Below are 25,911 nucleotides of genomic sequence, written 5' to 3'. Positions count from 1 at the left end.
AGCCCGGTCGGGCTCAGCCGAAATCCTGCTCGCGCAATTCGATCGCGCGCCCATGCGGCGTGCGGTCGGCGGCCCGGTCCCAGGCCTGCTGGTAGCGTTCGAGTTCCGCTGCCGAACTCGCGCCCTTGGCCGCGACCAGGGTCTCCAGTGCTGCCAGCCAGTGGCGGTAGTAGGTGTCGCCGAGATCGGCATCGCCGGCGGCCTGGGCGGCGCCGATCTGCCGGGCCAGCGCGTCGGCCCATTCGGGCCAGCTGAACAGGCCGCGCTGATGCAGCGACACCGCCAGCGCGAAGGCATGCGCCTCCCAGGGCTCGCGGAACACCGGCCCGGCGCCATCGTCGCTGGTCATGCCGGGCAGCGGTTGCTGGGTTTCGTTCATGCGGCAGGCTCCAGGTAGCTCTCCCAGGCGTCGACCGACACGCTGAGACCGGGCGCGGCCTCGGCGCCCCACAACGCCGCGCCATCGAAGACCACCGTGTAGAGCCATTGCGGCTGCTCGCCCAGCCCTTGGGCATGGGCATCGGCGAAGACGTGCATGCCGTGCAGATGCTCGATGCGGCCGACCTTGCCCTGCACGTAGCCGGGCAGGCGCGAGTGGTGATCGACCGCGCCGGCGCGGGCGCGAACGCGTTGGCCGGGCGCGAAGCGTGCCGCCGCGGTGGCGGGACGTTCCGTGGCCGAACCGCGGGCCAGCGCGGCCGGCACCTCGGCCGCCTGCAGCACGCGCTTGACCGGTTGCGGCGTATGCAGCATGCGGCCGGCGGCCAGCTCGTCGGGCAGCAGTTGCAGGCGTTCGACCATCAGCGCCTCGAGCGCCGCCAGCCAGATCTGGTAGTAGCTCAGCCGGGCGTAGCCGGGCAGGGTCTCGCGGGCGCTGCGGCTGGCGTCGATGTTCCAGGAGCCGGTGCCGCCCATCGCCAGGGTCAGGGCCAGCACACGCGCCTCCCAGGGCGCATGGAAAGGCTCGCCCTCGGGCTCGGGGACGATGGCGCCCGGCAGGTCGCGGCCGCCGAGGTCGGCATGAGAGACGTAGCTCATGGCGCCGCCTCCGGCCTGCGGGCCAGTCCGGTGCCGATCATCGAATCCCGGGTCACGAGATCGGCCAGGGCTTCCTCGCTCCAGTCCTCGGTGCCGCAGGGGCGCTGGGGAATCACGAGATAGCGCAGCTCGGCCGTGGAGTCCCAGACCCTGATCGCGGTCGATGCGGGCAGCTGCACGCCGAACTCGGCCAGCACGCCGCGCGGATCCTTCACGGCGCGCGAACGATAGGGCGCGGACTTGTACCAGGTCGGCGGCAGGCCCAGCACCGGCCAGGGATAGCAGCTGCACAAGGTGCAGACGACCATGTGGTGCTGGGTGTCGGTATTGGCGACCGCGACCATGTGCTCGCCCTGGCGCCCGCTGTAGCCGAGCGAGGCGATCGCCGCCGTGGCGTCCTCCAGCAGCCAGTCGCGGAAGGCCGGGTCGACCCAGGCTCGGGCGACGACGCGTGCGCCGTTGCGAGGGCCGATGCGGGTCTGGTAGGTATCGATCAGGACGTCCAGGGCCGCCGGATCGATGTAGCCCTTCTGCGTGAGCACGGTCTCGAGTGCGCGCACCCGCAGGTCCATCTCGCCGAGTTCGCTGTGGTCGTCGGCATGGTCGTGGTCGTGCTCGTGTGCCATGCGCGCATGCTAGCGCGGCTCAGGGCTGGTAGCAGTCCTTGTGCTGGTCGCGTATCAGGTGCTTCTGCAGTTTTCCGGTGCCGGTGCGCGGGAACTCGGCCACGAAGACGATCGCCTTCGGCGCCTTGAAGCCCGCCAGCCGCGCGCCGCAATGCGCCATCAGCGTGGCTTCGTCGAGCTCCGAGCCGGGCCTGCGCACGACGACGCCGGTGATCGCCTCGCCCCAGTGCGGGTGCGGCAGGCCGACCACCGCGGCCTCGGCCACCTCGGGATGCGCCATGAGGCAGCGCTCGACCTCGACCGAAGCCACGTTCTCGCCGCCGGTCTTGATGACGTCCTTGAAGCGATCCTCGAACCAGATCGCGCCGTCCTCGTCGATGCGGGCCACGTCGCCGCTGTGGAACCAGCCGTGGCGCAGGCAGGCAAGGCTTTCGTCGGGCATGTTCAGGTAGCCGTTCATGACCTGCGGCCCGCGGTAGACCAGCTCGCCGCTCTGGCCGCGCGGCAGCAGCCGGCCATGCTCGTCCATGACGGCGACGCGCGTCATCGCGGTGGCCGTGCCCCAGGTGGCCGACTTGCTCCACTGGTGCTCGGGCCGCTGCATGCAGGTCGCGGGCGTGAACTCGGTCTGGCCCGAGGCGAGCACCACGTCGGCGTTCGGGAACATCGCGTGGATGTCCGCCAGCCGCTCGTGCGGCATCGGCGCCATCGCATACATGGCGCGCCGCATGGTCGGAAAGCTGCGCCTGCGCAGCGCGGGATCGGCGAGGAGGAGGCCGTACATCATCGGCAGCAGGACCATCAGGTGGACGCCTTCGGACTCGATCAGCGTCGCCGCCTGCCGCGGCTCGAAGCCCTGGGTCAGCACCAGCGTGCCGCCGAGGATCATCAGCGGCAGCACCGTGCCGTTGAGCATGGCGCAATGGAACAGCGGCAAGGCGACCAGCGCCGTGTAGCCCGGTCCGCCGTGCAGCGGCAACGCGCCGCTCAGACCCGCCATCGTCACCGCGAGATGGCTGGTCAGCACGCCCTTGGGCGTCGAGGTGGTGCCGCTGGTGTAGAGGATCTGAACGGCGTCGCGGTCGCCGATCTCGACCTCGAGCGGCTCGGGGCTGGCGCTGGCGATCAGGGCATCGAACTCGTCGCCCGTGTGGAAGCGATGCGCGAGCGAGGGAATCGCTTCGGCCAGCACGCTCCGGGCCGTGTCGCTCAGCGCCGCCTCGACGATCAGCACGCGGGCCCCGGCATCGCGCAGGCACCAGGCGATCTCGGCGGGCCGCAGCCCGAGGTTGACCGGCGCGCAGACCAGTCCGGCGCGGGCACAGGCGAAGTAGCTCAGCAGCAGTTCGGTGCTGTTGCGCGCCATCACCGCCACCACGTCCTGGCGCGCGAGTCCGAGGCCGAGCAGGGCGTGGCCGAGTCGGTCGACCTGGCGATCGAAGTCCGCATAGCGCAGCCGGCGCGGACCGTCGACGATGGCCACCCGGTCAGGATGGAGGTCGGCACTGCGGGCGAGCACGTCGCCCACGCAGACCCGTTCGATGAGGTTGCGCTCGAGCGCGCTCGGCGAGGCCGTCTCCTGTTCAAGCATGGCTTGTCTCCCTGTCTTTTGTGCCGCGACCATAGGGAGGCCGCATCGCTCCGTCTTGCGTGAATTGGCTGCCACCCGGGCTGGCGGGCAAACCCTGAGCCTCGGTCCGCCTGCCGCCTTTGAGAATGGTTCGAACATCCTGGAGAGCCTATTTCATGCCGCAAGCCCGCCTGTCTCGTCGCGTCTTCAACCTCTCGGCCGCCGCCGCGGCGGTCACGGTCGCGGCCCCATCGCTGGGCCAGACGGCCTGGCCGAGCAAGCCGATTCGCATCGTCGTGCCCTACACGCCGGGCGGCTTCACCGACCAGATGGCGCGGCTGATCCAGCCCGGCCTGCAGAGCCGGCTCGGCCAGACCGTCGTCATCGACAACAAGCCCGGCGCCAACAGCCTGATCGGCGTCGACGCGGTGGCCAAGGCGGCACCCGACGGCAGCACCTTCGGCGTCGTGATCGCGGCCTATGCCGCCAACACCACGCTCTATCCCAAGCTGCCCTACGACCCGCGCCGCGACTTGGTCGGGGTGTCGCTGATGGGCGTCTCGCCGTTGCTCGCCGCGGTCAACAACGACGCGCCTTTCAAGACCGCGAAGGAACTGATCGATTGCGCGCGCGCGAACCCGGGCAAGGTGAGCTTCGGCTCGTCGGGCAACGGCTCGGCGGCGCACCTCACGAGCGAACTGTGGAAGTCGCTCACCAAGACCTACATGATCCACATCCCGTACCGCGGCGCGGTGCCGGCGCTGACCGACCTGATGGGCGGGCAGATCCAGCTCTTCTTCGATGCGCCGACGGGGCTCATCAACCAGGGCAAGGCCGGCAAGGTGCGGCTGATCGGGGTCGCCAGCGAGCGCCGTCTGCCGGTGCTGCCCGAGGTGCCGACCTTCATCGAGCAGGGCTTCCCGGGATTCACCGGCAGCACCTGGGCCGGCATGCTGGCCCCCGCCGGCACGCCGCGCGAGATCGTCAAGCGCATGTCGGAGGAGGTGGCACGGATCATCAAGAGCGACGAGACCCGGGCCAAGCTCGAGGCCATGGGCACCTTCCCGGCCGGCAGCACGCCGGAGGAGTTCGATGCCTTCATTGCGGCCGAGACGGCCAAGTGGGCGCAGGTGATCAAGACTGCGGGCGTGAAGCCCGATTGACCACGGCACCGACCGACGCCAGTGCGGCATCGCGAGCCTCCATCGACGCTTGCGTGCCGGTCAGATAGGCCGTCACCAGGATCGGCGCGCGCCGCGGCGGGCGCAGGATGGCGATGTCGCAGGTGCTGCCGCGGGGACCGGTGCCGGTCTTGTCGCCGACCAGCCAGTCCGCCGGGACGCCGGCGCGCAGGCGCTTGTCGCCGGTCAGGCAGCCGTCGAGCCAGGACTGAATCTGCGCGCGCGAGGCGGGCAGTAGCGCATCACCCAAGAGGATCTTCTGCATGGTGCCCAGCATCGCGGCCGGCGTGGTGGTGTCGCGCGGGTCGCCGGGCAGCGATTCGTTGAGTCCGGGCTCGTTGCGGTCGAGCCGCGTCTGCGTGTCGCCGAGGCCGCGCAGATAGCGCGTCAGGCCGGCCGGGCCGCCGAAGCTCGCGAGCATCAGGTTTGCGGCCGGGTTGTCGCTCAGGGTGACTGCCGCCTCGCAGAGCTCGGCCATGGTCAGGCCGGGCTCGCCGACATGCTTTCCGGTCACGGGCGCGTGCGGAATCAGGTCGCGCCGGGTGACGACGATGCGCCGCTCCAGCCGCTCCTTTCCCTGGTCGACGCGGTTCAGGACAGCCGCGGCGGCCAGGAATTTGAAGGTGCTGCACATCGGAAAGCGTTCGTCCGGGCGATGGCCGACACGCAGTCCGCTGCCGGTGTCGAGGATGCACACCCCCAGCCGGCCGCCGCTGGCCGTCTCGATCTCGGCCAGCTGCCGTTGCAACTCGGTCTTGCCGTCGGACCGCGCCAGGGCCGACGAACTGGCCAGCGCGGCGAGCAGGGCGGCCGAAAAATGTCGGCGATCCATCATCAAAGTCTCCTTGAATGCGGCGTACTTTGCGCGATCGCGGGCGACAGGACAAACGATGGTATTTTCTGCTTCGCAAAAGAAAATCTATCGTCGAATTCATGGCCCGACCCCACCTGCCGCTCAATGCCCTGCGCGCCTTCGAATGCGCCGCCCGCCACCTGAGCTTCACCCTGGCGGCGGCTGAACTCAGCGTCACGCAGGCGGCGGTCAGCCAGCAGGTGCGCGGGCTCGAGGCCCGGCTGGGCGTCGCCCTGTTCCGGCGCCTGCCGCGCGGCCTCGCGCTCACCGACGAAGGCCTGGCGCTGCTGCCGGTGCTGGTCGACGCCTTCGGCCGCATCGAATCGGTGATCCAGCAGTTCGACAACGGCCATTTCTTCGAGGTGCTGAGCGTGGGCGTGGTCGGCACCTTCGCGGTCGGCTGGCTGATGCCGCGGCTGCGCCTGTTCCGTGACAGCTGTCCTTTCATCGACCTGCGCCTGATGACCCACAACAACGTGGTCGACCTGGCGGCCGAGGGGCTGGACTTCGCGATCCGCTTCGGCGACGGCAACTGGCCGGGACTGCAGGTCGAGGCGCTGGTCGAGGCGCCGCTCACGGTTCTGTGCGCGCCCTTGGTGGCGGCCCGCGTACGCCGCCCGCAGGACCTGGCGCACGAGACGCTGCTGCGCTCCTACCGGGTGGAAGACTGGCCAGGCTGGTTCGCGGCGGCGGGGCTGGACTGCCCCGCCATCCGGGGGCCGGTATTCGACTCCTCGCGGCTGATGGTCGAAGCGGCCTTGCAGGGCGCCGGGGTCGCGCTGGCGCCAGCCTCGATGTTCGAGCGTGAGCTGCAGGAAGGGCGGCTGCTGCGGCCCCTGTCCATCGAGGTGGCGACCGGCAGCTACTGGCTCACCCGGCTGCGCTCGCGGCCGGTGAGTCCGGCCATGGGGCTGTTCCGCGATTGGCTGCTCGCACAGGCGACTGCCGCGGCCTTGCCGGCGGGCTGATGACGCCTACATCGATGCTTCGAGCATCTGCCGGTAGTCGTCACGGCTCGCGAGCCTCGGGTTGGTCTTGTGGCAGTGGTCGGCCATCGCGCCGTCGATCACGGCCTCGAACACGGCCGGCGTGACACCGACCTCGGCCAGGCCCTTGGGCAGGCCCAGCCGCGCGCTCATGTCGCGGATCGCGTCGCCCAGGTCACCGGCCGAGTCGAGATGCATGGCCTGCGCCATGCGCTGCAGGCGCTGCTCTTTCTGCACCGATTCGGCACCGGCGTTGAAGTGGATCACGGCCGGCAGGAAGAGGGCGTTGAGGGTGCCGTGATGCAGTCGCGGATCGATGCCGCCCAGGCTGTGGCTCAGCGAGTGCACGCAGCCCAGCCCCTTCTGGAAGGCCATCGCGCCCTGCATCGAGGCGCTCATGAGGTTGAGCCGGGCCTCGCGGTCGCTGCCGTCGCGGGTGGCGCGCTCGATGTGGGCCCAGGCGCGCTCCAGGCCATCGAGGCCGATGCCGTCGGCCGGCGGGTTGAAGGCCGCCGACATGAAGGTCTCCATGCAATGCGCGATCGCGTCCATGCCGGTGGCGGCCGTGAGCCGTGGCGGCAGGCCGAGCGTGAGCTCGGGGTCGCAGATGGCCGCCTTGGGCATCAGGAACCAGCTGTGGAAGCCGAGCTTGCGATGGTCGTCGACGATCACGATCGCGCCGCGCGCGACCTCGCTGCCGGTGCCGCTGGTGGTCGGCACGGCGATCAGCGGCGCCACGCGCTCGGTGATCTTCGGCGAGCCGCCCTCGATGGTGGCGTAGGTCTTGAGCGGGCCCTCGTGGGTGGCGGCGATCGCGACCCCCTTGGCGCAGTCGATGGCGGAGCCGCCGCCGACTGCGATCAGGCCGTCGCAGCGCGCCTCGCGGTACTGGGCCGCGGCCAGCCGCACCGCGGCTTCGGTCGGATTCGAGGGGGTCTGGTCGAACACTGCGACCGGCAGGTCGCCGAGCGCGTCGAGCGCCTTCTGCAGGATGCCGGCGGCGCGTACGCCGGCGTCGGTGACGACCAGGGGCCGTGCAATGCCGATGCGCTCGCATTCGCTGCGCAGCAGCCGGATGGCGCCGAAGTCGAACTGGATCTGGGTCAGGTACTGGATGAGGGCCATGGGAGGACGCCGGTGCGGCGGACGGTACGATGCGGACCTTCGAATCTAACAAGCACCGACGCCCTTGGACACGAAAAAAACCCTTGCGCTTGTCACGCGCGGCACACTCCGGCCATGGCAGCGCTGACCCCCAAGATGGCTGGCGTGGTCGAGCGCATGGCCCGCGCCGGGCGCCCGCCGCTGCACCTGCTGACGCCGGACGAGGCCAAGGCCGCCTACGAGAAAGGCGCCGGCGTGCTCGAAGTCCCGAAGCCGCAGCTGGCGCGGGTCGAGGATTTCAGCGTGACGGCGCGCGACGGCCATGCGCTGCCGGTACGGCTGTACGCGCCTTCTCACGATGTGCTGCCCTGGCTGCTGTTCTTCCACGGCGGCGGTTTCACGGTCGGCAGCATCGGGACCCACGACACGCTGTGCCGCGTGCTGAGCGAGCGCAGCGGCTGCGCCGTGCTCTCGGTCGATTACCGGCTGGCGCCGGCGCACAAGTTCCCGACCGCCACCAACGATGCTTGGGACGCGCTGGCGTCCATCGCGGGAAACGCCGCGCATTGGGGGCTGGACGGCGGCCGCATCGCTGTCGGCGGTGACAGCGCCGGCGGCACGCTGGCGGCGGTCTGCGCGATCCTCGCGCGCGACGCGGGGCTGCCGCTGGCGCTGCAGTTGCTGATCTATCCGGGCATGGCGGCCCACCAGGACACCGACTCGCACCGGCGCTATGCCGAGGGCCCGCTGCTCGGCGAGGCGCTGATCAGCTTCTTCTTCGGCCTCTACGTGAACTCGAGCAGCGAACGCGACGACTGGCGCTTCGCGCCGCTCAACGCGGAGGACGTCGAAGGCGTCGCGCCGGCCTGGATCGGGCTGGCGGAGATCGATCCCGTGGTCGACGAGGGCATCGCCTACGCCGACAAGCTGCGTGCCGCCGGGGTCGCGGTCGACCTTGAAATCTATCGCGGCGTGATCCATGAATTCGTCAAGATGGGCCGCGCCATTCCCGAGGCGCTGCAGGCCCATGCCGATGCCGCGCTGGCCCTCCGACAAGCCTTGCAACCCTGACCGAGCCATGACCGAACTCCATCGCAAATCCGACTTCCGCTTCTTCCACCGCCTGCGCGTGCGCTGGGCCGAAGTGGACATGCAGAAGATCGTCTTCAACGCCCACTACCTGATGTACTTCGACACCGCGATCGCCGACTACTGGCGTGCGATGGCGCTGCCCTACGAGGAGGCGATGCTGTCGCTCGAAGGCGATCTCTACGTTCGCAAGGCGACCATCGAGTTCAATGCCTCGGCGCGGGTCGACGACGTGCTCGACGTCGGCATGAAGTGCCTGCGCGTGGGCAACTCGTCGATCATCTTCCATGGCGGACTGTTCCGCGGCGACGATCTGCTGGTGAGTTGCGAGCTGGTCTATGTGTTCGCCGACCCGGCCACGCAGACCTCGAAGCCGGTGCCGCCGCTGCTGCGCGAGATCCTCGCCGGCTACGAGGCCGGCGAGCCGATGCGCGAGGTCGCCACGGGCGACTGGCTGCAGTGGGGCGACGGCGCTGGCAAGGTGCGGCGCGAGGTGTTCATCGAGGAGCAGCGCATCCCCAAGGAGCTCGAATGGGACGAGCACGATGCGACCGCGGTGCACGCGGTGGCGCGCAACCGGCTCGGCCAGGTGATCGCCACCGGCCGGCTGGTGGCCGAGGCGCCGGGGCTGGGGCGCATCGGGCGGATGGCGGTGCATCGCGCGCTGCGCGGCGGCGGCCATGGCGAGGCGGTGCTGCGGGCGCTGGAGGCCGCGGCCGCGGTGCGCGGCGACACCGAGGTGATGCTGCATGCGCAGCGCAATGCCGAATCCTTCTACCGGCGGCTGGGCTATCTGCCGCACGGCAAGCCTTTCGACGAAGCCGGCATCGGCCACATCGAGATGCGCCGCAAGCTCTGAGCCGGCGCCGGGATTACCCGATGGCCGCCGCTGCGCGGCACGCCCAAGATGTGCGCCTCGCATCATCTTTGGAGACACGTCGATGGCCAATTTCGTTCTGGTTCATGGCGCCTGGCATGGCGGCTGGTGCTACCGGGAGACCGCGGCGGCGCTGCGGGCGGCAGGGCACACGGTGTTCACGCCCACGCACACCGGGGTCGGCGAGCGCTTTCATCAGTCGGCCGAGAACATCACGCTGGAGACGCACATCCGCGATGTCTGCGGCTGCATCGAATGGGAAGAACTGCACGACGTGATCCTGGTCGGCCATTCGTATGGCGGCATGGTGATCACGGGCGTGGCCGACCGCCTGAGCGATCGCATCCGCTCGCTGGTGTACCTCGATGCCTTCGTTCCGGCGCATGGCGATTCACTGATCGGGCTGCTGTCGAAGGCGCTGGTGCCGGAGGTGGCGGCGCAGTTCATCGGCGCCTTTCGCGGCACGGCGCTGCAGGACCACAGCGGGCTGATGCAGCCCATCCCGGCCGAGATGTTCAACATCGCCCAGGCCAACCGGGAGCGCGTCGACCGCCTGTGCCGGCCGCAGGCGCTGGCCACCTTCGACATGCCGTTGCTGCTGACCGGCGCGGGAGACAAGGTCGCGAGCCGGCTCTACATCCTGGCCGATGGCTGGGATCCGAGCCCGTTCCGCTACTTCGCCGCGGAGGCCGAGAAGGCGGCCGGCTGGCGGGTGGTGAAGATGGCGTGCAGTCATGACGTGATGGTTGATATGCCCAAGGAACTTGCTGCGGAGTTGGTGAAGCTGGCTGCTTGACTGGCGGCTGGGGCTGGATTGGGTGGCGGCCTGGTTGCGGCTGGGGCGGCGGCGGCGGGCGGTATGCCCTGGGCCGGCCGACGTCACCGGCCGCTTCGCGGCTGCCCTGCGCTGCTCGCGGTACGCGGGGTCCGCGCAAACTCGCTCCGCTGCGCTCCACTCAAACACGCGCGGCCCTTTTTCCGCGCACCGCTGCGCTGCTCGGCGGTGCCTCAACGGCTGGCCCAGGGCATACCGCCCGCCACCGCTGAGACGTCGGGGTTGCATCGGCGTTGGAGACGCCGGGTCCGCTCAACGGAAGAGCGGCGCCCCCGAAGACAGCACCCCGCACCGCCAAATGTTAGTCTTGCCGCCCCATGAACCTGAGGACCAAGATCGTCGCGCTCGCCGTGGCGCCGCTGCTGGTCGCGCTGATGCTGGTGGCTTTCGCGGTGCGTCACCAGGAGCGCGACCTGGCGCAGCGCGAGCGGGCGCTGATCGAGAAGACCTACATGACGCAGCGGCGCAGCGAGTTGCGCAGCTACGTCGATCTCGCGGTCAGCACCGTGCGGCCGCTGTACGACGCCGGGCTCGATGACGAGGCCACGCGCGCCGAGGCCCTGCGCCGCCTGGCCGCGCTCGACTACGGCAACGACGGCTATTTCTTCGTCTACGACCTGCAGGGCCGCTCGCTGATGCACTCGCGCCAGCCCGAACTGGTCGGCCAGTCGCTCTGGGAACTGCGCGATTCGCAGGGCCGCACCACCATCCAGGACCTGATCGCGCGGGCCCGCGAGGGCGGCGGCTATGTCGAGTACCAGTGGCAGAAGCCATCGAGCGCACAGCTGGCGCCCAAGCTCGGCTATGTCACGGCGCTGCCGCGCTGGAACTGGATGCTCGGCACCGGCCTTTACCTCGACGACATCGAGTCCGCGATGCAGGCGCTCGACCGCCAGATGAACACCAACGTCACGACCACGATGCTGTGGATCGCCGGCATCGCCGCGCTGTGCCTGGCCGTGGTCAGTGCGACCGGGCTGCTGCTGAACCTCAGCGAGCACCGTGTCTCCGAGGCCCGGCTGCGGCTGCTGGCGCGCCAGGTCGTGCAATCGCAGGAGGACGAGCGCGCCCACCTGGCGCGCGAGTTGCACGACGGCACCAGCCAGACGCTGGTGTCGGCCAAGCTGCTGATCGAATCCGCGGTCGATGCCCTCGAACGCGCCCGCGAGCAGGTGCCGCCGTCGCTCGGCAAGGCGCTCCAGAGGCTCAACGAGTCGCTGGTGGAAGTGCGCCGCATCTCGCACCGCCTGCGCCCGGCGCTGCTCGACACCCTGGGCCTGCCGGCAGCGCTCGAGCGGCTGGGCGCGGAGTTCGGCGAAGAGGGCGGCGTGGCCGCGTCGGTGACGCTGCAGGGCACGCCGCGCGAACTGCCGCAGGACGTCAAGACGGCGCTGTTCCGCGTCGCGCAAGAGGCACTCACCAATGTGCGAAAGCACGCCAAGGCACGCCAGGTTCGCATCGTGCTGGCCTTCGAGCGCGTCGGCGTGCAACTCGAGGTCGGCGACGACGGCAGCGGCTTCGACCAGGCCGCGCTGGAGCTTGATCCGAAGCGCGGCATCGGCTTGCGAAACATGCGCGAGCGGGTGGCGGCCATCGGCGGCAGGCTCGAGGTGCGTTCCGATGGCGACGGCACCTCGATCGTGGCCGAGGTGCCCCTGGCGAAAGCGAAGGAAGAGCGCGCATGACGGCACCCGCGGCAATACGGCTGTTCCTGGTCGACGACCACCCGCTGGTGCGCGACGGCCTCCGGGCCCGGCTCGGTCCGCTGCCCGGCCTCGAGATCGTCGGCGAGGCGGGCAGCGCCGACGAGGCACTGACACTGATCGCCGGGGTCCGGCCGGATCTGGTGCTGGCCGACGTCGGCATGAAGGGCATGAGCGGCATCGAACTGGCATCGCACTTGCATGCACGGCAGCCGGAGGTGAGGGTGCTGATGCTCAGCATGTACGACAACCCCGAGTACGTTCAGCAGGCGCTCCAGGCCGGCGCTCGCGGCTATGTGCTGAAGGATGCGCCGGCGGCCGAGATCGTCGCCGCGATTGAGGCGGTGGCGGCCGGCGGAACCTTCCTGAGTTCGGCGGTGTCGCATCGGCTGTTCCACAACCAGCAGCCGCGGCCCCTGCTGACACCGCGCGAGAGCGAGATCCTCTCGGCGCTGGGCCGCGGCGATTCGAGCAAGCAGATCGCGCGCGACCTCGGCCTGAGCGTGCGCACGGTCGAGGCGCACCGGCAGAGCATCAAGCGGCGGCTCGGGCTCGAAGGGCAGTCGGCGCTGATCAAGTACGCGGTCGAGCACGCCCGCGAATTCAAGAACAGCTGAGATCGGAATTCAGGGTTATCCCTTAGGTGATGCCACGCGGGCGACTCGCGCGGTGCAACCGATGCCGACGCGGCGCAGGCTCGCGAAACTCCCGGGGTTCATTTCCCGGAGACAATCCAATGCACAGCATCCGTCGCCACCTGGTGTGGCTCGTCGTGGCGGTGGTCGGCGCCTTCGCGCTGGGCACCGTGGCCCTGTCGCGCGGCGAAGCCATCAACGCTCTCTGGATCGTGGTCGCAGCCATCTGCACCTACCTGATCGCGTACCGCTACTACAGCCTGTTCATCGCCACCCGCGTGCTCGGGCTCGACGCCAACCGCAAGACGCCCGCGCACCGGCACAACGACGGCCTGGACTACGTGCCGACCGACAAGAACGTGCTCTTCGGCCACCACTTCGCGGCCATCGCCGGTGCCGGCCCGCTGGTCGGCCCGGTGCTGGCGGCGCAGATGGGCTACCTGCCCGGCCTGCTGTGGATCCTGGCCGGCGTGGTGTTCGCAGGCGCGGTGCAGGACTTCATCGTGCTGTTCATCTCGACCCGCCGCGACGGCCGCTCGCTGGGCGACCTGATCAAGCAGGAGATGGGCACGGTGCCCGGCATGATCGCGCTGTTCGGCACCTTCATGATCATGATCATCATCCTCGCGGTGCTGGCGCTGATCGTGGTCAAGGCGCTGGCCGAGTCGCCCTGGGGCACCTTCACGGTCGCGGCGACGATTCCGGTGGCGCTGTTCATGGGCGTCTACCTGCGCTACATCCGCCCGGGCCGCATCGGCGAAGTGTCGGTGATCGGTTTCGTGCTGCTGATGGCGGCGATCTTCGGCGGCCAAGCCGTGAGCATGAGCCCGACCTGGGGCCCGATGTTCACCTTCGACGGCAAGGCCCTGACCTGGATGCTGATCGGCTACGGCTTCGTCGCCGCCAGCCTGCCGGTGTGGCTGCTGCTGGCGCCGCGCGACTACCTGTCGACCTTCCTCAAGATCGGCACCATCATCGCGCTGGCGATCGGCATCGTGTTCGTCGCGCCGACCCTGCAGATGCCGGCCGTGACCCAGTTCGCGCAAGGCAACGGCCCGGTCTGGTCGGGCAACCTGTTCCCGTTCCTGTTCATCACGATCGCCTGCGGCGCGGTGTCGGGCTTCCATGCGCTGATCTCCTCGGGCACGACGCCGAAGATGCTGGACAACGAGAAGCATGCGCGCTTCATCGGCTACGGCGGCATGCTGGCCGAATCCTTCGTCGCCGTGATGGCGCTGGTGGCCGCGGCCTGCATCGACCCGGGCGTGTACTTCGCGATGAACAGCCCGGCCGCGCTGGTCGGCAGCACGCCCGAAGCGGTGGCGCAGACCATCTCGGGCTGGGGCTTCGCCGTGACGCCCGAGATGCTGGTGCAGACCGCCAAGGACGTCGGCGAAAGCACCATCCTCGGCCGCGCCGGCGGCGCCCCGACCCTGGCGGTCGGCATGGCGCACATCCTGCACCAGGTGATCGGCGGCCAGGCCATGATGGCCTTCTGGTACCACTTCGCGATCCTGTTCGAGGCGCTCTTCATCCTGACCGCGGTCGACGCGGGCACGCGGGCCGGCCGCTTCATGCTGCAGGACCTGCTGGGCAGCTTCGTTCCGGCGCTCAAGCGCACCGATTCGCTGCCGGCGAACCTGACGGCGACCTTCCTCTGCGTCGCGGCCTGGGGCTACTTCCTGTACCAGGGCGTGGTCGATCCGCTGGGCGGCATCAACACGCTGTGGCCGCTGTTCGGCATCTCCAACCAGATGCTGGCTGCGGTGGCGCTGCTGCTCGGCGTGGTGGTCCTGTTCCGCATGAAGCGCGAGCGCTATGCCTGGGTGGCGGCGGCGCCGGCGGCCTGGCTGCTGGTCTGCACGCTGACCGCGGGCTGGCAGAAGATCTTCTCGGCCGATCCGAAGGTGGGCTTCCTGTCGCATGCCGCGAAGTACGCCGACGGACTGGCGCAGGGCGTGCTGATCGCCCCGGCGAAGACGCCCGAGGCCATGGCACGGATCGTCTTCAACGACCGCCTCGACGCCGGGTTGTGCGCGCTGTTCATCTTCGTGGTGCTGAGCGTGCTGGTCTACAGCGTGCGGGCCTGCCTGGCGGCGCGCCGCGCCAACCATCCGACCGCCCGCGAGACGCCGTTCGAGCCGATGGCGGTCGCATGAGAACCAGCGGCGCCAGCCTGGCCGAGACCGGGCGCTACCTGCGGCGCTCGCTCACGCAGTCGTTGCGCCTGATGGTCGGACTGCCCGACTACGACGCCTACCTGAGCCACATGGCGCACACCCACCCGGGACAGGAGGCGATGAGCTACGAAGCGTTTTTCAGGGAGCGGCTGGAGGCGCGGTATGGGGGTGGGAAGGGGCGGTGCTGCTGAGGGGCAGGCCTCATTGATCCCACCAGTTCGGCTGCCGGTCGATGAAGAGCGTGCATTCCGGGACATGCACCGAACCGCCCGTCCAGGCTTGGCGCGGAGTCCTTCTGAATCCGTTCGACACCAGCACGGGTTGGCCGGGTTGAGGTTTTCGCCAGCGTCTTGAACGCCTGTCGTAGCCACCGCTCGAGTGGACTTGCCCGTTCTTGCGCCAACTGCTTTCCTCCACGCGCAGGGCAAACGGCGCGTAGTGAACGGGGCGCAGTGTCTGCCCGCCAGACCAGCAATAGACGCGGCCGAAATAGGCGGCGTGACACCAGCGCTCCCAGGCGGCCGGACTGTATCTCGACAGGCCCAGGTCGCCGTTCGGGATGCCGATCCAGAGGACCGCGATGCCGAGCCGGTGGTAGTGCTCCGTCCGGTCCGTGATCTCACGGACCGCCAGCGCACTGCGCTGGATTTCGATCGCCACAGGCACGCCCGAGATGATCGCGAAGACATCGCCGACGCAGTTGCCGAAGCGCTTCTCGAGTTCCACGTCCTGCGCGTTGGGCTCGGTCCGAAGGGCGTCGAAGAGGCTCAGCTTGGTCAGCAGATGGTCTTCGGATTCGCCGGCGCCGAGCCGGCATGCGACACGGGCCTTGTGTGCGAAGTGATGGATGCGGATGAGGCCCTTGTGAAGCACGACTTCACGGTTGCACGCCGGACACATGAACGGCGAGTCGGCCTTCGCGCTGGACCGCGCCAGGACTTTTCCGTTGTCCGAGGTGCGCAGGGCAGTGAGCATGATTCTGGGCGGGTTCGCCTATTTCGGTAGAGGCGGACGCTCCATTCGCACCCAGCGCTGCACCGATGGGCGTTGCCATTGCCCTCCCGCATAACGGACGAGATCCGCAGGCACGTCGTCGCCGTTCAGGATCAACCGGTTCAACATGACAGCGAGATCGATATCCGCAATCGACCATTCGTCGAAGAGGTTGGGATGTCCGTGTCGAAGCAGTTCCTGGGCGCCTGCGAACAGCTTTTGCGACGCTGTTTGCGCAGCCAGGGAAAGAGGCTCCGGCACAGGCCGGTAGAAGATGAGTTCGGTCGGTCTTTCCATGCGGAGCGACATCAGATCGCTTCGCAACCAAGCCTGAACCTGTCGCGCTCGCCCGCGAGCCCTCGGCTCGGCAGGATAGATGGGCGGGCGGGGATATGCCTCGTCCAGGTATTCGGTGATGGCGGAAGACTCGGAAAGCGCGAAATCCCCGTCCACCAAAGTCGGCACCCGCTGCGTGAGGGAGGTCCTCGAAAATGCCGTGCTGCGATTCGCGCCAGCCGCGAGATCGAGGGGCTCGATCTCGAACGGAAGCTGCTTCTCGGTCAATGCCACGAAGACGGACTGGCATAGGGCGATGCGAACTGCGAGTCGACGTACAAGATCATGGGAGTACCCTGGGTCATTTGAAGTACAGGTCGCCATTGGCGCATCGGCCTTGATGGACGGCTCGACCACTCCGTGAGGAACCCGCAGACGGCGATGCTAGGGGACCGGGAATGATGGAACTATCGGAAAGGTCCGAATTCGTCGCAATCCGCAGCGCAGTTCTGCCTGCAATGCACCGAACGAACTCAGGCGTGCACCTGCTGCTCGGATTCCACCGAAAGCCGCATGCCCACTGTCTTGAGCACCGCCAGCAAGGTCTTCAAGGTGGGATTGCCCCTAGGCGACAGCGTGCGATAAAGGGTCTCGCGGCTGATGCCGGCCTCGGCGGCGACCGCGCCCAGGCCACCGTAGGCTTCCACGACGGTTCGCAGGGCCAGCAGCCCGGCCGCGCGGTCCTCGGGGTCTTCCAGCGACTGCATTGCTGCCTTCATGTACGCGACCGCCAGTTCGCGATCGCCGCGCAGCTCCGCGACTTCTTTGTCGTGATGCGACACCACGCCCTTGAGTTTGCTCATGATTGCCTTCGTTTCCATTCGCTCCACATCGCCCTGGCCCGGTCAATGTCCGCGCTCTGGCTGCCCTTGTCCCCGCCGGAAAGCAAGAGGACTATTCGCCGTCCGTGACGTCCGCAGTACACGCGATATCCAGGCCCCACATGCACCCGGAGTTCGAGAACGCCGCCGCCCACCGGTTCCAGATCGCCGAAATATGCCGGCCTCGACCTGACGCAGCCGCACCCGGATGCGCGCCTGCGCCACCTTGTCTCGCAGCCCGTCGAGCCACTCGGTAAACGGTTCGCGCCCGTCGTCGCGCTGATACCGGAAGAGCTCGATCATGAATCGATAGTAGCTTAAAAGCTACATCCATGCACTCTCCAACCGTTCGCCACGCCGCTTGGTCCCGATACCCAAGGCCTCGCGTCACTACAACGGCACAGCCCCCGAGCGCCTCATCCCCACGAGCGCGTCAGCAATTCATCCATGGCGTCGGCGATCTGCTGGCCATGCTCGGCCAGGGAAGCGACGCAGGGGCCCAGTTCGTCGATGGCCACCGAGACGGTGTCGAGCGGATGCAGTACCAGATCAGAACCATCGAGCACGAAGATGGGGTTCATGCGGTTGCCGGCGACTTGCGCTCCCGCTGGCAGCGCGCTGCGCAGGACCAGCGGAATCACGACGCGACGGCGATAGCGGTCGAACTGGGCCGATTGAACCACCACCACGAAGGGAATGCTGGCGCTCTGCCTGCCCTTGTTGCGATGGACGTCGAACTGCGGCACGTCTTCGGCTACAGCGTGGAATGTTCGTCGGCGAAAGATCCCAGATCTCCCTCCACCGCGTTCCATGCCTCCGCGCAGGCAACGGCCCACTCCCGATGGCCTCGGCCTTCGCCAAGGGCGACACGCGCGCGTTGAAGCGCTTCCATGTCCTGAGGAGAAATGAGATACGCGGCAGGGCGCCCGTGGCGCGTGATGACGATCGGCTCGCGCTGGGCCTTGTCGAGCAGTTGCCCGAACCGGTTCTGAGCTTCCACCGACGATACCTTCATCATGATGTTCTTCAGAAGTAGCCAACTTGAACAGTCTATGCGAAACGCGTTCCTGGCGATGGCATGAAATGCCGGCGCGCTCGGCGCGCCGATCAAGCCACCGCGCACTTCCTGACCGTTTCCCAGGTCCTCGTCGTCACCCCATTCCCGAAGGTCTTCTCGATCAGCGACATGAAGACAGGGCCGCGGGGGCTCGGAACATAGGCGGTGAAGACCTCCAGGCCTTCCATGGCGAGGATGTGCGCGCCATCGAGCTCGATGGGAAGCGAGAGCTTCGCTTCGGGCGCCGTGCGAAGGAAGGTCACGACGCGCTTGGCGCCGGCCGGCACCTCGTGCGCCGCGCAGGGATCCGCCGCGAGCATCTGGCGCAGGGCCTCGGCGGAACGCACGAGGGTCGGGAAACTCCGCCCGAGCTGCTGCTGCATCGCCGCCTCGGCCCGGCGCTCGAGCGTGGCCCGCGCCATGGCGCGCGAATCGAACACCACGTTGCCGCTCGACAGCACGGTCCTGACCTCGGTGAACCCCGCGTTCTCGAAGCAGCGCTTGAGCTCGGGCATCCTGGCGTTCATCGGACTGACGCCCCGAAGGAAGGCGACGTAGCGCGGCACGTCGTCAGATGTCTTCGAGTAGCGGGTAGGGCAGCGGCTCGACGGTCAGCGCGGGCCCGTCGGCGGCCCGGGCATGCAGCCCGCCGGCGTCGATGGCCGCGATCTGGATCGAGATCAGCGCCGCCCAGCCACCCCCGGGCGCCGGCGCGGCCTGTGCCACGGTGCCCACCGGCTGCTCGGGATCGTTGGCGGCGAAGACTTCCTCGCCGGCCGCGATCTCGTCGCTGGCCTGCACGAGGTAGGTGCGGCGCTTGAGCGTGCCCCGGAACTGGCTGCGCGCGACGATCTCCTGGCCCGGGTAGCAGCCCTTCTTGAAGTTCACGCCGCCCACCGACTCGTAGTTGATCATCTGCGGCACGAAGGCCTCGACCACCGGCGTGGTCAAGGTCACGATGCCGCTGCGCACCTCGCTCCATTGCCAGGTCGCCAGGTCGATCGCCGCGCCCTCGGGTGCGGGGCTGCCGGCCGCAGCGATCCACAGTGCGCGCGGCACGCCGTCCGAGGGGTAGAGCGTGACCGCATGCGCCTCGCCGACCGCGCGGGCCAAGCCCGGTAATGCCCCGGCGTCGAGCCCATTGGCGGTCAGGGCGGTACCGGCCAGCCCGTAGAGGGCGAACTCGGCGCTGGCATCGCTGAGCCTGGCCTTGGCGCGCAAGACGTACATCGAGAGCCGCTTGAGCGTCGCCGCCAGGATGTCGCGGCTGCACACGAGCAGGACGCGTTCGGGTTCGGGGCGAATGCCGATGAAGCTCGCGATCACCCGGCCCTTGGCGGTGCACAGGGCGGCCAGGCGGGCCTCGGAGGCGCCGAGCAGGGCGAAATCCTGCGTCAGCTGGCCATGCAGGAAGCTGGCGGCATCGGGGCCTTCGACGCGGATCACGCCGAGGTGGGAGAGGGCGGTGACGCCATTCGGAACGACAGAGGTCATCGCTGAATTATCATGGCCGGCCAAGTTCCGTTCGGCCCGCAGGGCTTAGCCATTCTTGCTACCGTCTTTCCTCCCTTCCCGGAACCCGTGCGCCGCTTCTTCCTCACCCTTTTCCTGCTGGCCGCCCTGATTGTGCTGGGCGCCGGCGCCGCGGGCCTCTGGTGGGTCAACCAGCCCCTCAAGCTGCCCGCTCCGAGCGTCGACCTGTCGGTCGAGCCCGGCACCACGCCGCGCGGCATCGCCCAGGCGGTGGCCGATGCCGGCGTCGACGTGCCGCCGCAGCTGCTCTACCTGTGGTTCCGCTTCTCGGGGCAGGACCGCCAGATGCGCGCCGGCAGCTACGAGCTCGACCGCGGCATCACGCCGCGGCTGCTGCTCAGCATCCTGGTGCGCGGCGAGGAGGCCACGCGCAGCCTGGTGCTGGTCGAAGGCTGGAACTTCCGCCAGGTCCGTGCCGCGCTGGCCAAGGCCGAACAGCTCAAGCCCGAAACCGTTGGGCGCAGCGACGAGGAACTGATGGCGCTGCTGGGACGGCCGGGCGTGCATCCCGAGGGCCGCTTCTTCCCCGACACCTACACCTATTCCAAGGGCTCGACCGACATCGCGCTGCTGCAGCGGGCGATGCGCGCCATGGACAGGAAGCTGGACGCCGCCTGGTCCGCCCGGGCCGCCGATCTGCCGCTCAAGACGCCCGACGAAGCCTTGATCCTCGCCAGCATTGTCGAAAAGGAGACAGGCAAGGCGCAGGACCGGGCCGAGATCGCCGCGGTCTTCACCAACCGGCTTCGACTCGGCATGCCGCTTCAAACCGATCCGACCGTGATCTACGGCCTCGGCACGCGCTTCGACGGCAACCTGCGCAAGCGCGACCTGCAGGCCGACACGCCCTGGAACACCTACACCCGCAACGGCCTGCCGCCGACCCCGATCGCGATGCCCGGCAAGGCCGCGCTGCTGGCGGCGGTGCAGCCGGCGCAGAGCAAGTCGCTCTATTTCGTTTCCCGAGGCGACGGGACGAGCCAGTTCAGCACTTCGCTGGACGACCACAACCGGGCCGTGAACCGCTACCAGCGCGGCGGCGGCACCGACCCCAACCAGCGGAGCGGGCAATGAGCAAGGGCAGGATGATCGTCTGCGATGGCGGCAACGGCGCCGGCAAGAGCACCGTCCTTGCCGCCATCGAGCAGCACCTTCGCCGGCAAGGTCGCGATCCCGTGATGACGCGCGAACCCGGTGGCACGCCGATCGGCGAGAAGGTGCGCGGCATCCTGCTGAGCCCCGAGACCCCGGAGATGTTCGGCATCACCGAGCTGCTGCTGTTCGCGGCGGCCCGGGCCCAGCACGTCAGGGAGAAGATCAGGCCGGCGCTGGAGGCGGGGAAGGTCGTGGTCTCCGACCGCTTCGACTCCGCAACCATCAGTTTCCAGCACTACGCGCAGGGCTTGCCGCTCGAACTGGTGACGCAGATCAACGCCTTCGCGACCGAAGGCTTCAAGCCCGACCTGACCATCGTGCTGGACCTCGACCCGGCCCTGGGACTGGAGCGGGTCGGCTCGCGCGGCGGCCCGCTCGACCGCATCGAGCTGCAGGAGCTGGACTTCCTGAAGCGCGCCCGCGAGGGCTACCTGGCGCAGGCGAATGCGGACCCGGAAGGCTTCGTCGTCATCGACGCCGCCCAGCCTCTGGAGCAGGTGATCGAGTCGGCCATCGCCGAAGTGGACCGGGTGCTTTCCGGCTAGCGAAAGAACGCGGGCACGATGTCGACGAACAGGATCTTGATGATCGTCATGCCCGGAAAGATCATCGCGTAGCCGATGTCCGGCCGGTCGGTCGGTGCGAGCTTGTTCGAGTAGGCCAGGATCGCCGGGTTGCCGCAGGCCCCCGCGACGATGCCGGCGACCTCGTCATAGGGCATCCGGTAGACGAACAGGCCGAGGATCAGGATCGGCAGCACCAGCGCCACCAGCACCAGCGCGCCCAGGCCCAGCATCAGCAGCCCGTTCTGCGAAACGGTGGCCGCGAACTTCGGCCCCGATGACATGCCGACCTGCGCGAGGAAGAGCGTCAGCCCCAGGTTGCGCAGCACCAGGTTGGCCGACAGCGGGATGGTCCAGTTCATCCCGCCGGTGCGCCGCTGCTGGCCGAGGATCAGCGCCACGACCAGCACGCCCGACAGGCCGATCGAGAGCTTGCCGATGCCCGGTATCGGAAGCTGGATGGCGCCGATCAGGAAGCCGAGCGCCATGCCCAGGCCGATCGAGATGTAGCTGAACTCCGCCGTGCCCTTGATCGAGTCGCCGAAGAACTTGCGCAGCGACGCGAAGTCGTTGCGGTGGGCCAGCATGCCGACGCGGTCGCCGAACTCGAGCACGAGGTCGGGGCGCGGCACGATGTTCGCGTCGCCGCGCTGCACCTGGGCCACGACGACCGCCTTGTCGCCCGGAAATTGCAGGTCGCCGATGGTGCGCCCGACCACCGCCGCGCGCGAGGCGAACACGCGCACGTAGTCCAGGTCCGAGCGGTCCTTGAAGACGCGGCCGGGAGCCGCTTCGCCGAGGAACTTGCGGGCCAGCTCGATCGCCTCCTTGCTGGTGGCGACCACCAGCACCACATCGTCCTCGGCGACCACATGGCCGGGCGATGGCGGCTGGTTGTGATGCGCCCTGCGCAGCGCCACGATCTGCACCCCGGCGGGCAGCCCGCCGATCACCTCGCCCAGCGTCCGGCCGTAGTGATCCTGGTTGCGCAGCACGACCTCCAGCAGTTCCAGGCCGGCGACGGTCGAGGCCTCGATCTTCGGCTTGAGGACCATGAAGGCGATGTAGAGAAACAGGATCGGCCCGGCGACGCCGAACGGGTAGGAGACCGAGTAGCCCACCGCCGGGTCGTCGTTGCCGAGCGTCGCGATGGCGGCCTGCAAGGTCGGCGTGCTGGTGCCCGAACCGGCGAACAGCCCCATCGCATGGCCGATGCTGAGACCGGATGTCTTCATCAGGAGCAGGCTCACCGCGCCCGCCGCCAGCACCCCCACGAGCGCGATGAAGTTGGCTTTCTGCCCGGCAGGACTGGTCAGGCCGAGGAAGAACTGCTTGCCGTACTGCACGCCCACCGCATAGAGGAACAGCGCGAGGCCGAGGGTTCCGACCATGCCGGCCGGCACCGACTTGGGCGCGAACCAGCCCACCGCCAGCGCCACGAACAGCACGGCGCCGACGCCGAGCGAGAAGCCCTTGATGTTGATCTCGCCGACGATGTAGCCGATCGCGATCGTGAGGAAGAGCGCCATCAGCGGCTGCTGTTCCAGAAGCGTCTTGATGAATTCCACTGTCGTCTCCTTTTCTCTTCTTCTGGTCAGACGGCACGCAGGCAGCGCCCTAGTAGACGGTCAAGCCGCGGCTGCGGAACTGTCCGCGCACGCGCTCGGTCAGCGCCGCGTCCGGCGGTTCCACGTTTTCCAGTGGATAGGTGAGGCCCAGCTTGTGCCACTTCTCGCGCCCCATCTGGTGAAAGCGCAGGATCTCCACGCGTTCCAGCGACTTCAGTTCGGCGCAGACGTCGGCCACCTTCTCGACGTTGTCGTAGTCGTCGCTCAGCCCCTGCACGAGCACGAAGCGGACCCACATAGGCCGGCCCAGCGCGGAGAGGCGCCGCGCGTAGTCCAGCGTGGGCTGCAGCGGCTGGTTGGTGATCTTCTTGTAGGTGTCGGGGTCGCCGGACTTGATGTCGAGCAGGTGGAGGTCGATGTCCATCAGCTCGGCGTCGGTCATGCGGTCGCCCAGGCGGCCTGAAGTGTCGATGCAGGTATGGAGCCCGAGCTCCTTGCAGTGGCGGAAGATCCGGGTGACGAAGGGCTTCTGCACCATCGGCTCTCCGCCCGAGAGGGTGACGCCCCCCTTGCTGATCTTGAGCACCTTGGCGTACTTGGCGATCTGCGCCATGGCGCGCGAGACGGTGATCGGGTGGCCGTTGTGCAGGTGCCAGGTATCCGGGTTGTGGCAGAACTGGCAGCGCAGCAGGCAGCCGGTCAGGAAGGCCACGAAGCGCAGGCCGGGCCCGTCCACCGTGCTGCCGACTTCGTACGAATGGACATAGCCGACGAGGTCCTTCTCCTCCTTGCCTTCCTGTTTCACCTCCGCCTCGTCGGCCGGATAGATCGCGTAGTAGTCACGCGCGGCCCGGCTCTCGGCCACCCCTTCGCGCGCGAGAAGCAGCTCGTAGCGGCTGCCGGTGCGTGGTTCGCTCACGGTGCGCGTCCCTACATGGCGCCGTGGAAGGTGCGGTTGATCACGTCGAGCTGCTGCTCCTTCGTGAGCTTGACGAAGTTCACCGCGTAGCCCGACACCCGGATCGTCAGTTGCGGGTAGTTCTCCGGATGCTTCATCGCGTCCTGCAGCGTCTCGCGGTTCAGCACGTTGATGTTCACGTGGAAGCCGCCGCTGGAGAAATAGGCGTCCAGCGCGTCGACGCCGCGCGAGATGCGGTCTGCCTCTTCGCCAAGCGCCGAGGGCACCACCGAGAGCGTGAGCGAGATGCCGTCCTCGGCGTCGTCGTAGGGAATCTTCGCCACCGACAGCAGCGCCGCTAGGGCACCGTGTTCGTCCCGGCCGTTGGATGGGTTGGCGCCGGGTGCGAAGGGTTCGCCCTTCTTGCGGCCGTCCGGCGTGTTGCCGGTCGACTTGCCGTACACCACGTTGGACGTGATGGTCAGCACCGACTGGGTGTGGACGGAGTCGCGGTAGCTCGGGTAGCGCCGGATCTTGTTCATCATCATCGACACCAGCAGCTTGGCCAGGTCGTCGACGCGGTCGTCGTTGTTGCCGAAGCAGGGGAAGTCGCCCTCGGTCTTGAAGTCCACGATGAGGCCGCGCTCGTCGCGCACCGGGCGCACCTTGGCGTACTTGATCGCCGACAGGCTGTCGGCCGCGTGCGAGAGCCCGGCGATGCCGCAGGCCAGCGTGCGCAGCACGTCGCGGTCGTGCAGCGCCATCTCGATCGCCTCGTAGCAGTACTTGTCATGCATGAAATGGATGACGTTGAGCGCGTTCACGTAGGTCTTGGCGAGCCAGTCCATCATCGGGTCCAGGCGCTTCATCACCTCGTCGTAGTCGAGCAGGTCGCCGGTCACGGGCGCGAGATTGGGCCCGATCTGCTCGCCGTTCACCTCGTCGCGGCCGCCGTTGAGCGCATAGAGCATGGTCTTGGGCAGATTCACGCGGGCGCCGAAGAACTGCATCTGCTTGCCCAGGCGCATGGCCGAGACGCAGCAGGCGATGGCGCAGTCGTCGCCCCACTTGGGCCGCATCAGGTCGTCGGACTCGTACTGGATCGAACTGGTGTCGATCGACGACTTGATCGCGAAGCGCTTGAAGCCGTCGGGCAGCCGCGGTGACCAGAACACGGTCAGGTTGGGCTCCGGCGCCGGCCCCAGGTTGTACAGCGTGTGCAGCATGCGGAAGGCCGACTTGGTGACCAGCGTGCGGCCGTCCTCGCCCATGCCGCCCAGCGTCTCGGTGACCCACACCGGGTCGCCCGAGAACAGCTGGTTGTATTCGGGCGCGCGCAGGAAGCGCACGATGCGCCACTTGATCACGAGGTCGTCGATCAGCTCCTGCGCCTGCGATTCGGTCAGCGTGCCTTCGCGCAGGTCGCGCTCGAAGTAGATGTCCCAGAAGGTCGAGAGCCGCCCGGCCGACATGGCCGCGCCGTTCTGCTGCTTGATGGCGCCGAGGTAGGCGAAGTAGGTCCACTGCACCGCTTCGCGCGCATTCGATGCCGGCCCCGAGATGTCGTAGCCGTAGCTCGCGGCCATCTCCTTGAGTTCCTTGAGCGACCGGATCTGCTCGGAGAGCTCCTCGCGCAGGCGGATCACTTCCTCGGTCGAATGCCGGTCGTCCAGCTCGGCCTTCTCGCGCTGCTTGTCGGCCAGCAGGAAGTCCAGTCCGTAGAGGGCCACGCGCCGGTAGTCGCCGATGATCCGGCCGCGTCCGTAGGCGTCCGGCAGGCCGGTGACGACGCCCGAAGACCGCGCCTTGCGGATGTCCGGCGTGTAGGCGTCGAACACGCCGTCGTTGTGGGTCTTGCGGTACTTGGTGAAGATCTCGCCGACCCTTTCGTCCGGTACCTTGCCGTAGGATTCGAGGCTCGCCGCCACCACCCTCCAGCCGCCGTTGGGCATGATCGCGCGCTTGAGCGGCGCGTCGGTCTGCAGGCCGACGATGAGTTCGTTGTCGCGGTCGATGTAGCCCGGCTCGTGCGCCAGGATGCTGGAGGGCACCTGGGACACGTCCAGGATGCCCTTTTCGCGCTCCTGCGCCAGCAGGGGCTGCAGCGTCTTCCACATGCCGCGCGTGCGCTCGGTGGCCGGCGCCAGGAAGCTGCCGTCGCCCTCGTAGGGCGTGTAGTTCTGCTGGATGAATTCGCGCACGTTGACGCGGCTTCGCCAGGCGCCGGGCGCGAAGCCCCGCCATGCGATATCCCACCGCTCGCTCGCGAAGTCCGGATTGACCGCCATGTCTGTCTCCTTGCGCTGTGGA

General features: G+C 68.4%; 27 protein-coding genes and 1 pseudogene. 11 read left to right on the top strand and 17 right to left on the bottom strand.

What is annotated here, in order from left to right; translation table 11 throughout:
* Positions 1 to 13: 13 nt before the first annotated feature.
* Genes QTI45_RS20855 through QTI45_RS20840 form a run of 4 tightly spaced genes read right to left on the bottom strand, consistent with a single transcriptional unit; the run spans position 14 to position 3,255 of the window.
* The gene (locus QTI45_RS20855; RefSeq protein ID WP_286655753.1) at positions 14 to 379 is read right to left on the bottom strand and encodes a nitrile hydratase accessory protein; all 366 of its coding nucleotides are present in this window, start codon (positions 377 to 379) and stop codon (positions 14 to 16) included.
* On the bottom strand, positions 376 to 1,038 hold the full coding sequence (nthB, locus tag QTI45_RS20850; protein WP_286655752.1) for a nitrile hydratase subunit beta: 663 nt from the start codon (positions 1,036 to 1,038) through the stop codon (positions 376 to 378). Before nthB ends, QTI45_RS20855 begins: the two co-directional genes overlap by 4 nt.
* Complete coding sequence (gene nthA, locus QTI45_RS20845; RefSeq protein WP_286655751.1) at positions 1,035 to 1,664, bottom strand: nitrile hydratase subunit alpha; 630 nt, start codon at positions 1,662 to 1,664, stop codon at positions 1,035 to 1,037. The genes nthB and nthA overlap by 4 nt, the downstream gene beginning before the upstream one ends.
* A gap of 19 nt (positions 1,665 to 1,683) precedes the next feature.
* Entirely contained in the window at positions 1,684 to 3,255 is a 1,572-nt protein-coding gene (locus tag QTI45_RS20840; protein WP_286655750.1) for a class I adenylate-forming enzyme family protein, read from the bottom strand.
* 155 nt (positions 3,256 to 3,410) lie between these two features.
* Between QTI45_RS20840 and QTI45_RS20835 the strand changes: the two genes are divergently transcribed.
* Positions 3,411 to 4,397 (top strand): tripartite tricarboxylate transporter substrate binding protein, encoded by a 987-nt coding sequence (locus QTI45_RS20835; protein ID WP_286655749.1) that lies wholly within the window; start codon positions 3,411 to 3,413, stop codon positions 4,395 to 4,397.
* Here QTI45_RS20835 and bla read toward each other — a convergent pair.
* On the bottom strand, positions 4,369 to 5,250 hold the full coding sequence (bla, locus tag QTI45_RS20830; protein WP_286655748.1) for a class A beta-lactamase: 882 nt from the start codon (positions 5,248 to 5,250) through the stop codon (positions 4,369 to 4,371). The two genes, QTI45_RS20835 and bla, sit on opposite strands and share 29 nt — an antisense overlap.
* A 98-nt stretch (positions 5,251 to 5,348) precedes the next feature.
* Between bla and QTI45_RS20825 the strand changes: the two genes are divergently transcribed.
* Positions 5,349 to 6,236, top strand: coding sequence for a LysR family transcriptional regulator (locus tag QTI45_RS20825; protein WP_286655747.1), 888 nt, complete (start codon positions 5,349 to 5,351; stop codon positions 6,234 to 6,236).
* A gap of 6 nt (positions 6,237 to 6,242) precedes the next feature.
* Here QTI45_RS20825 and gbd read toward each other — a convergent pair whose 3' ends face one another.
* Positions 6,243 to 7,379 carry a 4-hydroxybutyrate dehydrogenase gene (gbd, locus tag QTI45_RS20820; protein ID WP_286655746.1) on the bottom strand — a complete coding sequence of 379 codons (1,137 nt, stop codon included), beginning with the start codon at positions 7,377 to 7,379 and terminating at the stop codon, positions 6,243 to 6,245.
* A 114-nt stretch (positions 7,380 to 7,493) separates the two neighbouring features.
* Between gbd and QTI45_RS20815 the strand changes: the two genes are divergently transcribed.
* The 7 genes from QTI45_RS20815 to QTI45_RS20785 all read left to right on the top strand — a co-directional run bounded on the left by QTI45_RS20815 (position 7,494) and on the right by QTI45_RS20785 (position 14,868).
* Positions 7,494 to 8,429: an alpha/beta hydrolase gene (locus QTI45_RS20815; RefSeq protein ID WP_286655745.1), complete on the top strand. Its 936-nt coding sequence runs from the start codon at positions 7,494 to 7,496 to the stop codon at positions 8,427 to 8,429.
* A gap of 7 nt (positions 8,430 to 8,436) precedes the next feature.
* Positions 8,437 to 9,306 carry a YbgC/FadM family acyl-CoA thioesterase gene (locus QTI45_RS20810; RefSeq protein WP_286655744.1) on the top strand — a complete coding sequence of 290 codons (870 nt, stop codon included), beginning with the start codon at positions 8,437 to 8,439 and terminating at the stop codon, positions 9,304 to 9,306.
* 82 nt (positions 9,307 to 9,388) lie between these two features.
* Complete coding sequence (locus tag QTI45_RS20805) at positions 9,389 to 10,120, top strand: alpha/beta fold hydrolase (protein ID WP_286367860.1); 732 nt, start codon at positions 9,389 to 9,391, stop codon at positions 10,118 to 10,120.
* Between the two features lie 356 nt (positions 10,121 to 10,476).
* Positions 10,477 to 11,844, top strand: coding sequence for a cache domain-containing protein (locus QTI45_RS20800; RefSeq protein WP_286655743.1), 1,368 nt, complete (start codon positions 10,477 to 10,479; stop codon positions 11,842 to 11,844).
* On the top strand, positions 11,841 to 12,479 hold the full coding sequence (locus QTI45_RS20795) for a response regulator transcription factor (protein ID WP_286655742.1): 639 nt from the start codon (positions 11,841 to 11,843) through the stop codon (positions 12,477 to 12,479). The genes QTI45_RS20800 and QTI45_RS20795 overlap by 4 nt, the downstream gene beginning before the upstream one ends.
* A gap of 119 nt (positions 12,480 to 12,598) precedes the next feature.
* Positions 12,599 to 14,656: a carbon starvation CstA family protein gene (locus tag QTI45_RS20790; protein ID WP_286367857.1), complete on the top strand. Its 2,058-nt coding sequence runs from the start codon at positions 12,599 to 12,601 to the stop codon at positions 14,654 to 14,656.
* Positions 14,653 to 14,868 (top strand): YbdD/YjiX family protein, encoded by a 216-nt coding sequence (locus QTI45_RS20785; RefSeq protein WP_286655741.1) that lies wholly within the window; start codon positions 14,653 to 14,655, stop codon positions 14,866 to 14,868. Before QTI45_RS20790 ends, QTI45_RS20785 begins: the two co-directional genes overlap by 4 nt.
* A 10-nt stretch (positions 14,869 to 14,878) precedes the next feature.
* Here the strand turns inward: QTI45_RS20785 and QTI45_RS20780 are convergent, their stop codons facing one another.
* From QTI45_RS20780 to ygfZ, 8 genes and pseudogenes are all read right to left on the bottom strand, one after another.
* Positions 14,879 to 15,652 (bottom strand): competence protein CoiA, encoded by a 774-nt coding sequence (locus tag QTI45_RS20780; RefSeq protein ID WP_286655740.1) that lies wholly within the window; start codon positions 15,650 to 15,652, stop codon positions 14,879 to 14,881.
* Positions 15,653 to 15,670: 18 nt separating this feature from the next.
* Positions 15,671 to 16,240, bottom strand: a complete 570-nt coding sequence (gene yfcF / locus QTI45_RS20775) for a glutathione transferase (RefSeq protein WP_353621322.1) — start codon at positions 16,238 to 16,240, stop codon at positions 15,671 to 15,673.
* Between the two features lie 239 nt (positions 16,241 to 16,479).
* The gene (locus tag QTI45_RS20770; protein ID WP_286367854.1) at positions 16,480 to 16,809 is read right to left on the bottom strand and encodes a helix-turn-helix domain-containing transcriptional regulator; all 330 of its coding nucleotides are present in this window, start codon (positions 16,807 to 16,809) and stop codon (positions 16,480 to 16,482) included.
* Positions 16,806 to 17,130, bottom strand: a pseudogene (locus tag QTI45_RS20765) (type II toxin-antitoxin system RelE/ParE family toxin). The gene QTI45_RS20770 and the pseudogene QTI45_RS20765 overlap by 4 nt, the downstream one beginning before the upstream one ends.
* Before the next feature lie 113 nt (positions 17,131 to 17,243).
* Positions 17,244 to 17,573, bottom strand: a complete 330-nt coding sequence (locus QTI45_RS20760) for a CcdB family protein (RefSeq protein WP_286655739.1) — start codon at positions 17,571 to 17,573, stop codon at positions 17,244 to 17,246.
* A gap of 8 nt (positions 17,574 to 17,581) precedes the next feature.
* On the bottom strand, positions 17,582 to 17,845 hold the full coding sequence (locus QTI45_RS20755; protein ID WP_286655738.1) for a type II toxin-antitoxin system Phd/YefM family antitoxin: 264 nt from the start codon (positions 17,843 to 17,845) through the stop codon (positions 17,582 to 17,584).
* 89 nt (positions 17,846 to 17,934) lie between these two features.
* On the bottom strand, positions 17,935 to 18,450 hold the full coding sequence (locus tag QTI45_RS20750; protein ID WP_286655737.1) for a DUF1697 domain-containing protein: 516 nt from the start codon (positions 18,448 to 18,450) through the stop codon (positions 17,935 to 17,937).
* A gap of 4 nt (positions 18,451 to 18,454) precedes the next feature.
* Entirely contained in the window at positions 18,455 to 19,378 is a 924-nt protein-coding gene (gene ygfZ, locus QTI45_RS20745) for a CAF17-like 4Fe-4S cluster assembly/insertion protein YgfZ (RefSeq protein ID WP_286655736.1), read from the bottom strand.
* 87 nt (positions 19,379 to 19,465) lie between these two features.
* Between ygfZ and mltG the strand changes: the two genes are divergently transcribed.
* Together mltG and tmk are read left to right on the top strand one after the other, a co-directional pair.
* Positions 19,466 to 20,491, top strand: a complete 1,026-nt coding sequence (gene mltG / locus QTI45_RS20740; protein ID WP_286655982.1) for an endolytic transglycosylase MltG — start codon at positions 19,466 to 19,468, stop codon at positions 20,489 to 20,491.
* Positions 20,488 to 21,117, top strand: a complete 630-nt coding sequence (gene tmk / locus QTI45_RS20735; protein WP_286655735.1) for a dTMP kinase — start codon at positions 20,488 to 20,490, stop codon at positions 21,115 to 21,117. The genes mltG and tmk overlap by 4 nt, the downstream gene beginning before the upstream one ends.
* Here tmk and QTI45_RS20730 read toward each other — a convergent pair.
* The 3 genes from QTI45_RS20730 to pflB are packed head-to-tail and all read right to left on the bottom strand — an operon-like array spanning position 21,114 to position 25,889.
* Positions 21,114 to 22,703: an aspartate:alanine exchanger family transporter gene (locus QTI45_RS20730; protein WP_286655734.1), complete on the bottom strand. Its 1,590-nt coding sequence runs from the start codon at positions 22,701 to 22,703 to the stop codon at positions 21,114 to 21,116. The two genes, tmk and QTI45_RS20730, sit on opposite strands and share 4 nt — an antisense overlap.
* Positions 22,704 to 22,752: 49 nt before the next feature.
* Entirely contained in the window at positions 22,753 to 23,622 is an 870-nt protein-coding gene (gene pflA / locus QTI45_RS20725; protein ID WP_286655733.1) for a pyruvate formate-lyase-activating protein, read from the bottom strand.
* 11 nt (positions 23,623 to 23,633) lie between these two features.
* Positions 23,634 to 25,889, bottom strand: a complete 2,256-nt coding sequence (pflB, locus tag QTI45_RS20720) for a formate C-acetyltransferase (RefSeq protein ID WP_286655732.1) — start codon at positions 25,887 to 25,889, stop codon at positions 23,634 to 23,636.
* Positions 25,890 to 25,911 lie beyond the last annotated feature (22 nt).

The organism is Variovorax saccharolyticus, assembly GCF_030316765.1.
Lineage (GTDB): Bacteria > Pseudomonadota > Gammaproteobacteria > Burkholderiales > Burkholderiaceae_C > Variovorax > Variovorax saccharolyticus.
Note: the sequence above shows the minus strand (reverse complement) of the source record. Positions and strands in the feature narration are given on the sequence as shown.